The 13,725-nt window shown below is 70.4% G+C and carries 12 protein-coding genes; 3 read left to right on the plus strand and 9 right to left on the minus strand.

Annotated features, from left to right (window positions below; translation table 11 throughout):
- Positions 1–7 precede the first annotated feature (7 nt).
- From OG329_RS18525 to OG329_RS18565, 9 genes are all read right to left on the minus strand, one after another.
- Positions 8–793 carry an ATP-binding cassette domain-containing protein gene (locus OG329_RS18525; RefSeq protein WP_405796476.1) on the minus strand — a complete coding sequence of 262 codons (786 nt, stop codon included), beginning with the start codon at positions 791–793 and terminating at the stop codon, positions 8–10.
- Positions 787–2,778, minus strand: a complete 1,992-nt coding sequence (locus OG329_RS18530; RefSeq protein WP_405796477.1) for a dipeptide/oligopeptide/nickel ABC transporter permease/ATP-binding protein — start codon at positions 2,776–2,778, stop codon at positions 787–789. Before OG329_RS18530 ends, OG329_RS18525 begins: the two co-directional genes overlap by 7 nt.
- The gene (locus tag OG329_RS18535) at positions 2,775–3,851 is read right to left on the minus strand and encodes an ABC transporter permease (RefSeq protein WP_405796478.1); all 1,077 of its coding nucleotides are present in this window, start codon (positions 3,849–3,851) and stop codon (positions 2,775–2,777) included. The genes OG329_RS18530 and OG329_RS18535 overlap by 4 nt, the downstream gene beginning before the upstream one ends.
- Positions 3,848–5,407 (minus strand): ABC transporter substrate-binding protein, encoded by a 1,560-nt coding sequence (locus OG329_RS18540; RefSeq protein WP_405796480.1) that lies wholly within the window; start codon positions 5,405–5,407, stop codon positions 3,848–3,850. Before OG329_RS18540 ends, OG329_RS18535 begins: the two co-directional genes overlap by 4 nt.
- A 212-nt stretch (positions 5,408–5,619) precedes the next feature.
- The gene (locus OG329_RS18545) at positions 5,620–6,423 is read right to left on the minus strand and encodes an ABC transporter ATP-binding protein (RefSeq protein ID WP_405796481.1); all 804 of its coding nucleotides are present in this window, start codon (positions 6,421–6,423) and stop codon (positions 5,620–5,622) included.
- Positions 6,420–7,388, minus strand: coding sequence for a FecCD family ABC transporter permease (locus OG329_RS18550; RefSeq protein ID WP_405801900.1), 969 nt, complete (start codon positions 7,386–7,388; stop codon positions 6,420–6,422). Before OG329_RS18550 ends, OG329_RS18545 begins: the two co-directional genes overlap by 4 nt.
- Before the next feature lie 56 nt (positions 7,389–7,444).
- A complete protein-coding gene (locus OG329_RS18555) occupies positions 7,445–8,476 on the minus strand; it encodes an ABC transporter substrate-binding protein (RefSeq protein ID WP_405796483.1) in 1,032 nt (343 codons plus the stop codon).
- An 83-nt stretch (positions 8,477–8,559) separates the two neighbouring features.
- The gene (locus tag OG329_RS18560; protein ID WP_405796485.1) at positions 8,560–9,237 is read right to left on the minus strand and encodes a sigma-70 family RNA polymerase sigma factor; all 678 of its coding nucleotides are present in this window, start codon (positions 9,235–9,237) and stop codon (positions 8,560–8,562) included.
- 139 nt (positions 9,238–9,376) lie between these two features.
- Positions 9,377–10,057, minus strand: a complete 681-nt coding sequence (locus tag OG329_RS18565) for a hypothetical protein (protein ID WP_405796487.1) — start codon at positions 10,055–10,057, stop codon at positions 9,377–9,379.
- 524 nt (positions 10,058–10,581) lie between these two features.
- On the opposite strand from OG329_RS18565, the gene OG329_RS18570 reads away from it, so the two are divergent.
- Genes OG329_RS18570 through OG329_RS18580 form a run of 3 tightly spaced genes read left to right on the plus strand, consistent with a single transcriptional unit; the run spans position 10,582 to position 13,690 of the window.
- A complete protein-coding gene (locus OG329_RS18570) occupies positions 10,582–10,851 on the plus strand; it encodes a hypothetical protein (RefSeq protein WP_405796489.1) in 270 nt (89 codons plus the stop codon).
- 53 nt (positions 10,852–10,904) lie between these two features.
- A complete protein-coding gene (locus OG329_RS18575) occupies positions 10,905–13,160 on the plus strand; it encodes a heavy metal translocating P-type ATPase (protein ID WP_405796491.1) in 2,256 nt (751 codons plus the stop codon).
- The gene (locus OG329_RS18580) at positions 13,157–13,690 is read left to right on the plus strand and encodes a copper chaperone PCu(A)C (protein WP_326613370.1); all 534 of its coding nucleotides are present in this window, start codon (positions 13,157–13,159) and stop codon (positions 13,688–13,690) included. Before OG329_RS18575 ends, OG329_RS18580 begins: the two co-directional genes overlap by 4 nt.
- The last annotated feature ends 35 nt before the right edge of the window (positions 13,691–13,725 follow it).

A 13,725-nucleotide genomic window follows, 5' to 3' on the forward strand; every position in this document is an offset into this window, starting at 1 on the left:
TCGGAGATCAGCTCTGAAGGGCACCGCTCGCGGCCCGGATGTCCATCGTGGGGATCGCCGCGAGCAGAGTACGGGTGTACGGGTGACCGGGGCGGTCGGTGACGTCCTCGGTCCGGCCCTGTTCGACGATCCGGCCGTTCTGCATGACGGCGATCCTGTCCGCCAACTGCGAGACGACGGCGAGGTCATGGGTGATGAACAGGCAGCCGAAGTCGAGTCGGTCACGCAGATCACAGAGGAGATTGAGCACCTTCGCCTGGACCGATACGTCGAGCGCGGTGACCGGTTCGTCGCAGATGAGCAGCCGTGGCTCCAGAGCCAGTGCCCGGGCGATCGCCACGCGCTGCTGCTGTCCTCCGGACAACTGCCTGGGACGGCGGTCACCCACCTCGGGGTTCAGCCCGACGAGGTCGAGCAGTTCACGTACACGTGCCGACCGCACCCGCGCGTCGCCCACCCGGTGGATGCGCAGCGGTTCGTCAAGCGCCTGACGTACCGTCTGCCGCGGACTGAGCGTGAGCGAAGGGTCCTGGAACACCATCTGGACCTGCCGCCGGTGCGCGCGAAGCGCGCGTCCCCGGAGCTCGTGCACCTCCACCCCGCCGACGCGCACCACTCCCGCGCCGGGCCGGTGCAGCCCGGTCACGACCCGCGCCAGCGTCGTCTTGCCGCAGCCCGACTCGCCGACCAGCCCCACGATTTCGCCCGCTGCCACGCTCATGGTGACGTCGCTGATGACCGGTGCGGTGTTCCGGTCTCCGTAGCGCGCGCTCACCTCGACGATCTCTAGCACGAGAGGTCTCCCTTCCCGACGACGGCCGCCGTTCCACCGGGGTGACGCAGGCAGGCCGACCGGTGCGAAGCGTTCCGGGCCACCGTCTCCAGAGTGGGCGTCTCGTCCACGCAGGCAGCCACGGCGAGCGAGCACCGAGGCGCGAACCCGCAACCGCCGGCGTCGTCCGGACCGGTGCCCCCTCGGCCCGGCATGGTGCGGAACCGGGTGCCCGGCGCCGTCCCCGGACGCGGCACCGCGTCCAGCAGACCTCGTGTGTACGGGTGGTCGGGCCCGGTGAGCACCGTGGCGAGGGGACCCGTCTCCACGATCCTGCCCGCGTACACGACAGCCACGGTGTCGGCCAGGCGCGTCACCACCGCGAGGTCGTGGCTGACGACGATCATGGACATCGCCAACTCCTCCCGCAGATGTGCCAGCAGGTCCAGCAGTTGGGCCTGCACCGTGACGTCGAGCGCGGACGTGGGCTCGTCGGCGACCAGCAACTCCGGCTCGCACGCCAGGGCCATGGCGATCTGTGCCCGCTGACGCATACCGCCGGACAACTGGTGAGGGAACTCCCGCGCGACCGCGGCGGGATCGGGCAGACCGGCCAGGCCCAGCAGTTCCTCGGTGACCCGGCGGGTCACCGGGCGCCGCCCCCCGCGGCCCGCGTTGCGGACGGCCTCGTCGACATGCGCGCCGATCGTTCGCAGCGGATTGAGGACGGCGCCGCTGTCCTGGAAGACCACTCCCACCCGGCGGCCGTTGATGTCGCGGCGTCCCCCCGGCGACAGTCCCACCATCTCGCGCGTGCCGGCTCCGCTCCCCAGCAGGGCGGAGCCGGTGACCACCGCGTACGGGTCCAGCAGTCCGAACGGGGCCAACGCGGCCGTGGTCTTGCCGCTTCCGGTCTCGCCGACAAGAGCGAGGACTTCTCCACGAGCGACCTCGTACGACATTCCGGCGACGACGCGGCGACGCTCGCCGTCCTGCGGGTACGTGACGGTCAGGTCCCGCACCTGGAGCACCGTGGTGTCCCCGGGATGTTCCCGCGTGTCCGCCGGCGCGGCGGCGGGCGGCCGTTCCGCGACACCGGCGCGTGCGGACGGTGCGGCCTTCCTCCGGCCCGGCCGCGCCGAGCCGGTCCGCGTCGGACGGACCAGGCGCAGGACCGAGGGTCGCTCCTCGCCGGCCGCCAGCCGCTCGCCGAACAGGTTGCTGGCGAACACCACCGCCGTGATGGCGATGCCGGGCGGATAGGCGAGCCACCACGCGGAGTCGAGGAACGCCCGTCCTTCAACGAGCATTTGGCCCCACTCGGCGCTCGGCGGAGCGACACCCAGGCCCAGGAAGCTCAGCGTGGCCACGCCGAGGACGATGGTGCCGACATCGGTGCTGGCGTAGACCAGGCAGGGCGCGAGCGCCGGCGGGAGCAGGTGCCGGCCGATGATGCGCGCGCGGCCCGCTCCGAGCAGGCGCAGCGCGTCCAGATGAGGGCTCTTGCGCATGTCGGCGACGCGGGCGCGCGCGATCCGGGCATACGGCGCCCACGACCAGAGCGACAGCGCGAGGATGAGGTTCTCCACTCCCGGTCCCCGCACCCCGATGACCGCGAGTGTGACCAGCATGCCGGGCAGCGAGACCACCACGTCGATCACCCGGGAGACGACCCGGTCGACCCATCCGCCGAGGTAGCCGGCGGTTGCCCCGATGAGGGTGCCGGCTGTCAGTGCGACCGCCAGCACGGCAGCGGTGACCGAGAGCGAGATCCGCGCGCCGTAGAGAATCCGGCTGAGCTGGTCCCGGCCGAGCTGGTCGGTACCGAGCAGGTTCTCCGACGACGGGGGCAGCAGCCCGGCCGCCAGGTCGTTGGCGGTCGGGTCGGCCGGAGCGAGGACCGGGGCGAGGACCCCGACGATCACGAAGAGGATCAGGGGCAGGGCGAGCAGAAGGGTGCCGAGCCGCGCCCGGCCGCCTGCCGAGCGCCCCTGTTCGCCGGTCATGACGCCCCCCGCCGGGTCCGTGCGCCGAGCACGCCGACCGGGTCACGGAGCGGTGTGTCCCGGTCCGGGGACTTCCTGCCGGGGAGCGTGGGCCGACGGCCGGCACGCGCGTCCCGACCGCGCCGGGAGCGGGGATCGATGAGTCCTTGCAGGACGTCGGCGCAGCGGTTGGCGAGGATGAAGCCGCCTCCCATGACGAGTGTGGCCGCCTGCAGCGCCGGAACGTCCCGGGCACCGGCGGCGTGGACGAAGTAGGCACCGAGACCGGGCCAGCCGAAGATCTGTTCCACCACGACGGTGGCCACGAGAAGGCTGCCGATACCGAACCCCGCGACGGACAGGATCGGTCCGGCGGCATTGGGCAGGCCGTCCCGCAGCACGATCGACAGCGTTCCACTGCCCCGTGCCTGCGCCGCGCGTACGTAGGGGCGGTCCAGCGCCTCGCGCAGCGTGACGGCGACGACCCGGCTGAGCACGCCGGCCACCGGAAGCCCCAGTACGGCCATGGGCATCAGCCATGTCGAGGGGCCCGCCATCCCCGACGTCGGCAGCAGTCCGAGACGGATCGCCAGATACAGGACCAGGAGGTAGCTCAGCCAGAACGACGGTATCGAGGTGACCAGGAGCGCCCCGGTGCGCAGGGCGCCGCGCAGCACCCCGCGTCGCAGCACCGCGCCGGCGACGCCGACGCTCACCCCGACCACGACGGCGACCACGGCGGATCCGGCCACCAGGCCCAGCGTGACGCCCAGCCGGTCCGCGACTTCGGGGCCGACGGGCGCGTTCGTCCGCAACGAGAGCCCGAAGTCGCCGGTGCAGGCGTTCATCAGCCACCGGACGTACCGCACGGGAGCCGGATCGTCGAGGCCGAGTTCCACGCGGACGGCCTCGATCTGCTCCGGCATGGCGGGGCGGCCGGCCCGGGTCGCCGCGAGCACCGCCGCCGGGTCTCCACGTGCGAGCAGGACGAGGGCGAAGGTGCCCACCGACATCGCCAGCAGGACGCCGACGGTGTCGACGGTCCACCGCGCGACGTGCCCGCCGGCGGTCGCCAGCCGCCCCAGCGATCTCACCCGACAGTCACCCCGGTGAGTTCCAGGTCGACGTCCGTGGGCGGCACGGCGAAGCCCTTCACCGTGTCCCGGGCGGCCCAGACCCGCGGCCGGTAGACCAGAGGCACGAAGCCGGCGTCGGCGGCGACCTCGTCGTAGAGCTTCTGGTACGCGGCGGCGCGGGCGGCGGGGCCGTCCGCGAACAACGCCTTGTCGACCAGGTCTTCGGTGGCCGGCGTCACCCAGAGCGGACCGCGGGCGCCCGAGGTGAACATCGACACGATCGAACCCGAGGGGTCGTACGGCGCACCGAGTCCCTCGAAGAAGGTGATGTCGTACGTACCCTCGGCCCGCTCGTCGTAGTAGGCGGCGGCGTCGACCGGGGAGATGTCGACGGCGATGCCGATCTCCTTGAGAGACCCGGCGACGGCCTCGGCCATCGAGCGGGGATCGAGCTGCCCCTGGGCCGGAGTAGCGGGGATGAGGAGCTTCAGGGAGAGCCGCTTGCCGTCCTTGGCCCGGCTGCCTCCTTCCAGGGTGTACCCGGCCGCGTCCAGCGTTCTGCGAGCCTCCGCCTGGTCGAAGTACGTCGGCTGGTCGGTGCCCGAGTCGGGCACGTTCGGGGGGAACACCCGCCGCGCGGGCTTGCCGTAGCCCTGGAACAGCGCTTTGGTCAGGGACGTGGTGTCGATGGCCTGGCGCACCGCCTCACGGACGGCTCGGTCACCGGCTGGACCGTCGGCGTTGAAGCCGAGCATGATCGAGACATCCGGCTCGCCGACGAGCGACTTGATGTCGCCGCGCCCGCTCAGCGTCTTGGCCTCCATCGGTGTGATCGGGGCCATGTACGCGCTACCTATGAGGTCGATCTCACGGTTGCTGAGGGCGTCGAGGCGCGCCTGGGAGTCCGGTATGACCTTGAATTCGACCCGCTCCAGCTTCGGTTCGGTTCCCCAGTAGTCGTCGTTGCGCGCCAGCTTCGCTCCGGTCGCGGAGTTGGACTCCAGCTTCCACGCCCCGGTTCCGACGGCTTTCTGGAACTCGCCGTCGGCTGTCGCGGCCTTCGGACTGAGCAGACGCACCGGACGCACGATCGACAGTTCTTGCAGCAGCGGCTCGTACGGCTCCGAGAGGGTCAGCCGGACAGTGTCCTTGTCCGGGGTGTCCACGGCCGAGATCACCTGCGAGGCGCGGAAGAAGGTGAACTCCTTCTTGCCCACCCACCGGTCGAAGTTCCATTTCACGGCGGCGGAGTCGAACGGAGTCCCGTCGGTGAAGGTGACGCCGTCGCGCAGGTCGAAGCTGACGCTCCGGCCGTCCTTGGCGACGGTCCACGACTCAGCGAGCCCCGGCTTCAGCTTGCCGCCCGCCGCGTAAGTGACGAGCGGCTCGTACACCGCGTCGAGCAGCAGGAAGTTACCGGTGAAGGCATGCGGGTCCACGGCGCCTGACTCCTCGCTCAGCCCGACGCGCAGCACCGTGGTGGTGGAGCCCGGGTCATCGGGGCCGGCGGCACACCCGCCGATCAGCACGATCGAGGCAGCGAGGACGGCGAGAGGGGGACGAGGTCGTAGCACGGACACTCCTGGCAGACAGTAGCCATGACACAGTGGGCGTTCTCCCACCACGCGAGTAGTCGGTGGCCCCGTGCGGTTAGTTCCCCGCGTTCGCGAACAATTCTTCGCGCGGTACGGCGGAACCGCTTCACCGTCGCCCCGGAGGCGATGGGGGGCTGGGGGCTATGCGTGTCTCGGACCGCCCTCGGCGGGCCGCCTCGCCGCCGTTCCGGTCACCGGTCGGCTGTTTCGGTCGTCGGGCCGGTGCTGAGGGGTTCGGCCGCGTAGGTGATGCGTACGACTCCGTCCGCGTGACGTTCGGCTTCGGCCGCCACTCCGAAGACGTCGGCCAGTATCCGTGGGGTGAGCACGTCGAGAACGTGGCCCGCCGCCACGACCGTTCCCTCGTTGAGCACGATGATCCGGTCGCAGAGCCGGGCGGCGAGATCGAGGTCGTGCAGGACGGCGAGTGTGGTGGTGCCGGTGGACCTGATGAGTTCCAGCACCTCGAAACGGGCCCGGATGTCGAGGTGGTTGGTCAGCTCGTCCAGGACGAGGACCTGCGGGTTCTGGGCCAGGGCGCGGGCGAGCAGTACGCGTTGGCGTTCGCCGCCGGACAGTGAGGCGAAGTCACGGTCCGCCAACTGGTGCGCTCCGCAGCGCCGGAGGGCGTCGTCGACGGCCTGGTGGTCGTCGGCACCGTCACGGCCGAGCAGCCCGTGGTGCGGGGTGCGGCCCAGGGCCACGATCTCGGTGACGTTCAAACTTGTCGCGCTGACTCCGCCATCCTGAAGAACGGCCGCGGTACGAAGCGCCGCGGTCCGGGAGGAGAGTGTCCAGACGTCGTCGCCTCCCACGCGGACCACGCCTCTTTCGGGCCGCAGCGAGCGGTAGACGGCGCGCAGCAACGTCGACTTGCCGCTGCCGTTCGGCCCGACGAGCCCGACGATGTCGCCGGGCCGTACCTCCAGGGCGACGTCACGCAGGATCGGCTGGCGGTCAAGGGTGATGTGGAGCTGTTCGACGGTGAGTCTCATACGGAGTCCAGCCCCTTGTTGCGGCGCAGGAGCCACAGGAAGAACGGAGCGCCCAGCAGGGCGGTGAGGATGCCGATGGGCAGTTCGTTGGGGCGGTTGAGCGTGCGGGACAGCAGGTCGACGAGGACCAGGTAGAGGGCTCCCACCACGGCGGTCAGGGGAAGCAGTCTGCGGTGGTCGGCGCCTGTGGCGAGCCGTACGAGGTGGGGGATCATCAGGCCGACGAAGCCGATACCGCCCGCGACGGCGATCACTGTGCCGGTGACCAGGGCGGACATCACCAGCAGGATGCCCCGCAGCCGGTGGACGTCGACGCCCAGTGCTGTCGCGGACTCGTCGCCGGCCAGCAGGGCGTTGAGCCTGCGGCCGAAGAGCGACAGCGCGAGGGCGCTGGTGAGGACGACCGTGGCGACCACGGGCAGTTGATCCCATCTGGCTCCCGAGACGCTGCCGAGCATCCAGAACATGACGGTGCGCAACTCGGTCGGCGTCGCCCGCAGTTGGAGGAAACTGGTGGCCGCCAGGAAGAGGTAGCCCACCGCGACTCCCGAGAGCACCAGCCGCGTTGGTGCCATGCGTCCTCTCTTCTGTCCCAGGACGAAGACCAGAGCCCCGGCGGCGAGCGCGCCGACGAAGGCCGCGGAGGAGACGCCGAGCCCGCCCAATGTCGCGCCGCCGGCCGCGGTGATGGCGAGGACGGCGCCGAGCGACGCCCCGTAGGAGAAGCCCAGGACGGTGGGATCGGCGAGCGGATTGGCCACCACCGCCTGGAGGATCACCCCGGCGACCGCGAGCCCGGTGCCGACGAGAGCGGCCAGGACGACGCGGGGTGTGCGGAAGTTCCACACGATCTGGTCGGTGGCCGGATCGCCCGTCGTACCGCCACCGGTCAGGTGACGGAGGACGATGCGCCACACCTCTCCGACCGGGATGGTGACCGCCCCGATACTGACGCCCACCACCATCACCACGGCGAGCAGGGCCAGGAGCACCGTCAGAAGGAGCGGCAGAGGAACCCGGTTCAGAACGCGTCGGGGTGAAACGTCCTTGCCAGCTTGTCGATCGCCACGTCGTTGCTCGGCCCGAGGTAGATCGAGTCCGACAGGACGGTGTACGTGTTGGTCTTGGCGGCCGGCCACTGGGGGAACTCCTTGAGCAGTTTCTTGGCGTACGCCTCGGGGTCGGGGTCGTTGTAGCTGATGACGACGAGGGAGTCGACGGAGGTGGCGGCCACCTTCTCCTTGCTCAGGTCGGCGAAGGTGCTCCTGGAGGCGTTCGCGAAGGCGTTGGTGCCGCCGGCCTTGGTGAGGATGTCGTTGATGATGCCGTTGGCGACGATCGAGCTGAAGTCGTTGCCGCCCATGACCATGTTCGAGAAGAGCACCATCACGTTCGGCTTCTTCTCGCCCGTGACCTCGGCGGAGATCGTGGCGATGCGCTTCTCGGACTCGGCGATCAGCTTCTCCGCCCGGTCGCTCACGCCGAAGATCTTGCCGAGATCGCGCAGGAGCGTGTAGCTGTCGGCGACGGTCATCTTGGCGGGGTCGTCGTCGCAGCCCTGTGGCGAGATGTAGCTGTTCGCGCTCACCGAGCTGAGGTCGGCGCGGGTGGCGAACCCGTTCTTCGCGTCGAACCCGTAAGAGGTGACGGACAGGACCAAGTCGGGACGCAGCCCGAGCATCGCCTCGCGGGGGATGTCGTAGGCGTCGTTCAGTTTGACGTCGCCTTTGGGCAGGGCCTTGATGGCCTCGGCCCGTCCCTCGACCTCGGAGCGCCCGTACGACTGCTGGTTGGCGACGATCCGGTCGCCGAGGCCGAGCGCGAGGAGCGAGGAGACCTCGGCGACGGACGCGCCGTTCATGACGACAACACGCTCGGGCGTCTTCGTGAAGGTCTGCTTCTCACCGCAGTTCTCGATGGTCACCGGATAGCCCGATCCGGAACCGGACTTGGGCGACTCGCTGCCCACGGTCTCGGTCGAGGAGTCTGCGCATCCGGCCATGAGCAGACAGAGCGCGGTGACCGCGATGACGACTGGCCGTTTCCTGGACATACTGGCTCCTCGGTGCTGCCTGATCGGGTTGTCTGTCCGAGTAGTCGGACCGGGGGACGCCGTAGTTCCCGCTACCCGCCCCATCAGGCCGCCGCGGCTGTCAGATCCGGCGTCGGCGGCCGGTGGTAGGGGTTCGTCCTCTCGGCCGCCGAGCGCTCGGCCGCGGTGAGCATGCCGATCAGGTGGGCGCGGGCGCGGGACACCCGCGAGCGGACCGTGCCGACCGGGCAGCCCATGACCTGTGCGGCTTCCTCGTAGGGCAGGCCGATCAGTTGGGTGAGCACGAAAGCGTCGTGCCGTTCCGCCGGCATGGACGCCAGCAGCTCCGCGAGGACGACTCCCTCCTCAAAGCCCGGAGCACCCTGGGGTCTTGCCTTCTCCGCCGCGGCACACCAGTCGACGGCGTCCGCGACGACCGGGCGAGCGGCGGCGTGGCGGAGGCTGTCGACGAAGGACCGCCGGGCGATCGACAGCAGCCAGGTGCGGGCGGAGGAACGGCCCTCGAACCGGTGCAGACTGCCCAGCGCTCGGAGAAAGGTGTCCTGGGTCAGGTCGTCGGCGGCCTGCGGGTCGGAACTCAGGAAGGCCATGTAGCGCCAGATGTCGCGGTGCAGGGCGCCGACGAACCGTTCCACGGCGTCCGGGTCACCTTCCCTCGCGGCAAGAGCCCAGTTGGTGATGGTCTCCTCCTTCGTGCGGGAGGGGTTCGCCGTACGCGTGTGGCTGTCTCTCTGCGCGAGTCGGGGCAGGGCATGCGTCATCGCCTGGTGTCCTTCTTCGGAATTCGGGGGTCGGCCGGGCACGGCTTCGAGGCGGCTCCGGCCGCTGGTTCGGCCCTGAGCGGGCAGGGCCGACTGCCCTGTCTCGCCAACCGGTCGGCGAGACAGGGGGAACTGGCTGTCAGAGGACAGCGGTTCCCGTCGGCGGGCCCCGTGAGGTGATGGCATGAGCGAGCAGCAACCGCCGCGGTCCGCACGTCCCGTGCGATGAACCGGCCCGCACGCGCGGCCGGTCCGGCGGTGTCGGCAGTACGCCGGGCAGGCGCAGCGGCGCCACGATCCAGCCGGCGCAGGCCCGAATGCACTGGAAGGCCGCCCGTTCACCGAAGGCGAGCCAGAGCCCGCAGAGCAGCGCGGCCAGCAGGTGGGCGGAGAGCATTCCCAGCGACGCCGTGCCGGCGGCACTGTGACCCGAGTCCATGGCCATGCCGGGCATTCCCGGCATCGTGTGCTGGGCGTGGCCGTCCATGGGAGCCATGGGCGCTCTGCACAGAACGTGGCCCAGCCACTGTTCCGCGAGTGACCCACCGGCGGAATCGGGTCGAAGTACCACCTGGGCGAGGGAGAACCAGGCGTGCAGGACGGCCTGGACGGCGAGGGTCGCGGTGAGGACAGTGCGGAACCCGCGTTCCCGCCCCGTGAGAGCCCACCCCATGACGCCGACAGCACCGAACGCGGGAAGCGTCGCCGTCCAAGGAATGGTCACTTCCGACATGAGCACGTGCCCCAGGACAGCGAAGAGCACACAGACGGCCGCGAACAGGGCGGCCCTCGCTCTGCGGAAATACGGACCCGGGGTCATGGCGGACTCATCGTTGCACCGGAGCCATCCCCGGAAAAGCCCGGTGCGCGATGTCTCGGACCGCGAGCGGCCCCGTTCTCCGTGGCGCCGGAAAGACTTGGCAAGGCGGGGAACTCAACCGCCCTGCCGACCGACTCATCAAGCATGCGTCTATCGAGAAAGCGAATCCGGGCGACCTCACGGCGTCGCGCTCCCGGCACGCGCCGGGCATCGCGCGAGGGTGCGCAGGTCACATCAGACGGCGGCTTCTCGGGTGCAGCCGTTGCCCGTGCCGGGCAGCGGCCCACCGGCGAGAAACCGCGATCAGCGCCGGTCGAGGTTTCTCAAGAGGCAGTCGGTCGGTCGGCCGGCAGGGTTCCCGTGGCGCTGCGGGAGAATCCTCACAGCGGGACAGGTGAGCGTAGCGACTGCCCGCCCACCGGCCGCATGTCAGCATGGCACCCGGGCTCTCGCGGGCCGAGTACACGGCAGCGCGATACGCCTACCGCCCGGCAGTTGGCGGAATTCTCTTCTCTGGAGCGGTGATGGCGGACCGGCGTGAGCTTCTCTCCCCGCGGACGGTGACGACGCTGAAGCGTTACGCGCCCCCGCCGGCGCTGATCGGATTCCTGGTTCTGCTGGTGGTGGTGTTCGGTGTGTCGTACGCGGTCGGCTCGGCGGTCGGCCCGGTCGCGCCGGGCATGCACTCCACCGACACTGATACCCGGCCCGGGGAAGGGCCCGGAACCCAACCGGGAGACGGCACGGGGGACATGAGCGACATGGACGGCATGCACTCGGACGGTGGACGGTGACGTCGGAGACCACGGCTTCTCCGGCCGTCACCACGGACCTCTTGGTCGGTGGAATGACCTGCGCCGCGTGCGTGAGCCGCGTGGAGAAGCGGCTGGCCAAGCTCGAAGGCGTCACCGCGACGGTCAATCTGGCCACCGGGAATGCCCGGATCAGCCACCCTCCGGAGATCACTCCCGAGATCCTGGTGGCAACGGTCGAACGCGCCGGCTACACCGCTGAACCGCCCCGCCCGCCGGAACCCGAGGCCGGCAGCGAGACGTCCGAGCCGGCAGAAGCGCGGGAGTCGGCCGAGGCCCGGCGGCGACTGCTGGTGACGGCTCTGCTCTCGGTACCCGTTCTTGTCCTCTCGATGGTTCCGGACCTTCAGTTCCGTAACTGGCAGTGGCTGTGCTTCGCTCTGGCCGCACCGGTCGCGACGTGGGGCTCCTGGCCTTTCCACAGTCGAGCGCTGCGGGGATTGCGGCACGCGTCGGCGACCATGGACACCTTGGTGTCGCTCGGCGTGACCGCTGCGTTCGCCTGGTCCACCTACGCACTCTTCATCGGTGGCGCGGGCGATCCCGGTATGCGTATGCCCTTCTCCTTTCTCCCCTCGGCGGGCGACGACATCCCTCACATCTACCTGGAAGCGGCGGTCGGGGTACCGCTGTTCGTCCTGACCGGACGCTTCCTGGAAGCTCGGGCCCGTAGCGGCACGGGTCAGGCGATGCGCGCGCTGGCCGGACTGGCCGTCAAGGACGTGACCGTACGGGTCGACGGCAAGGAACGCCTCATCCCCGTCGAACAGCTCCGCGTGGGGCAGGAGTTCGTCGTCCGGCCGGGAGAACGGGTCGCCACCGACGGCGTCGTGGTCTCCGGCAGTTCCGCGCTCGACCTGTCGCTGGTCACCGGGGAGAGCGACCCGGTCGAAGTCGCCCCCGGGCAGGCGGTCGTGGGCGCCGCGGTCAACGCCGGGGGCCTGCTCACCGTACGCGCCACGGCGGTCGGCAAGGACACCCAGCTCGCCCGCATCACCGAGCTGGTCACCGAGGCCCAGGCCGGCAAGGCCCGTGCCCAGCGGCTGGCCGACTCCGTGGCGGGCGGCTTCGTCCCCGTCGTCCTGACACTCGCCGTGACCATCCTCGGATTCTGGCTCGGTGCCGGAGCCGACCCGCAGGCGGCGATCACCGCGTGCGTGGCCATCCTGGTCGTCGCCTGCCCGTGCGCGCTCGGCCTGGCGACCCCCACCGCGCTGCTGGCGGCGACCGGGCGCGGCGCGCAACTCGGCGTCCTGGTCAGCGGTCCCCAGGCGCTGGAGACACTGCGCCACATCGACACCGTGATCCTCGACAAGACGGGCACCCTGACCACCGGCCGCATGAGCGTCACCCAGGTCACGGTGGTCCCCGGCGGCCTCGGAGAGCGGACCGTGGTCCGTCTGGCCGGAGCGGTGGAGCGCGGTTCGGAGCACCCGCTCGGGCGCGCGATCACCGCGTACGCCGAACGAGCCTTTCCGGAGGAGCCCTTGCCCGAGGTGACCGAGTTCGCCGCCACCGCCGGTGTGGGCGTCCGCGGCCTCGTCGAAGGACACCAAGTCGAGGTGGTCACTCCGGGCGACGACCTCCCGGAAACCCTGACGCGGGCACTGGCGGACGCGGAGGCTTCCGCCCGCACCGTCGTACGGGTCAGGGTCGACGGGGTGGACGAGGCGCTCATCGCCCTGGGGGACGTCACGCGCCCCGGCAGCTACCGTGCCGTCGACCGGCTGAAGCGACTGGGGGTGACACCCGTCCTGGCCACCGGTGACCGCGAGGCCGTCGCCGATGCGGTCGCCGATGAACTCGGCATCGACGAGGTGTACGCGCGCTGCACGCCCGAGAGCAAGGCCGAGCTGGTTCGGCGTCTGCGGGACGAGGACCGTCGCGTCGCGGTGATCGGGGACGGCGTGAACGACGCCGCCGCCCTCGCCGGCGCAGACCTGGGCATCGCGATGGGAAGCGGCACCGATGTCGCCATCGGCGCGGCCGACGTAACCCTGGTACGCGGCGACATCGAATCCGTCGCCGACGCGATCGGCCTCGCCAGACGCACTCTCGGCACCATTCGCGCCAACCTGATCTGGGCCTTCGGCTACAACGCCGTCACCGTGCCGCTCGCGGCCGTGGGATGGCTCAACCCAATGGTCGCCGCCGCGGCGATGTCTCTGAGCTCCCTGCTCGTGGTGGGCAACAGCCTGCGACTGCGCGCCTGGCAGCCACCGGCCGCCCGGAGAACCGGCGCGCGTGTCGGTCAAGCCGGCCAAGTCCGCCAAGGAGAACAGCGCTCATGACGGAACCGTCCACCGCGGACACCTCAACGGGCTGGAACATCACGCGAGAACGCGTACGTAACGGCTTCTACGCCGCGCTCGTCCCGTGGACGGCGTGCGTGCTGGCGCTCGCGGGCCTGACGCAATGGACCGCTTCGGGGGCGGCGGGCACGCCCCCGGCCCTGGCAGTCAGCGACCCGCACGTCTTCCTCCCGTACAACGACAACACGCAGACCGCCGCCTTCTTCACGGTGACCAACACAGGCGGCGCGGACGATCAACTTCTATCCGTCACGTCCCCCGCCGTAACCGACGCCATGCTGAGCCTGCACCAGAACAACGGCGACGGAGCCGACTCCATGGGGATGACCGAATCGGCAAACGTAGCAGCGGGGTCGACCCTGACCATGTCGCCCTTCGACCTCGACGTGATGGTGACGTTGAAGAGCGGCACCCGTTGGCAGGAAGGCGACGCGGTGAAGTTCACCCTCCACTTCCGCCACAGCGGCTCCATGGAGGCAATCGCAACGGTGGTCCGGCCAGGAAGCTGACTGATTCCGGCCCGATCTCGACGGCAAGAGCGTCG

This window comes from Streptomyces sp. NBC_01506 (genome assembly GCF_045040295.1).
Taxonomy (GTDB): domain Bacteria; phylum Actinomycetota; class Actinomycetes; order Streptomycetales; family Streptomycetaceae; genus Streptomyces.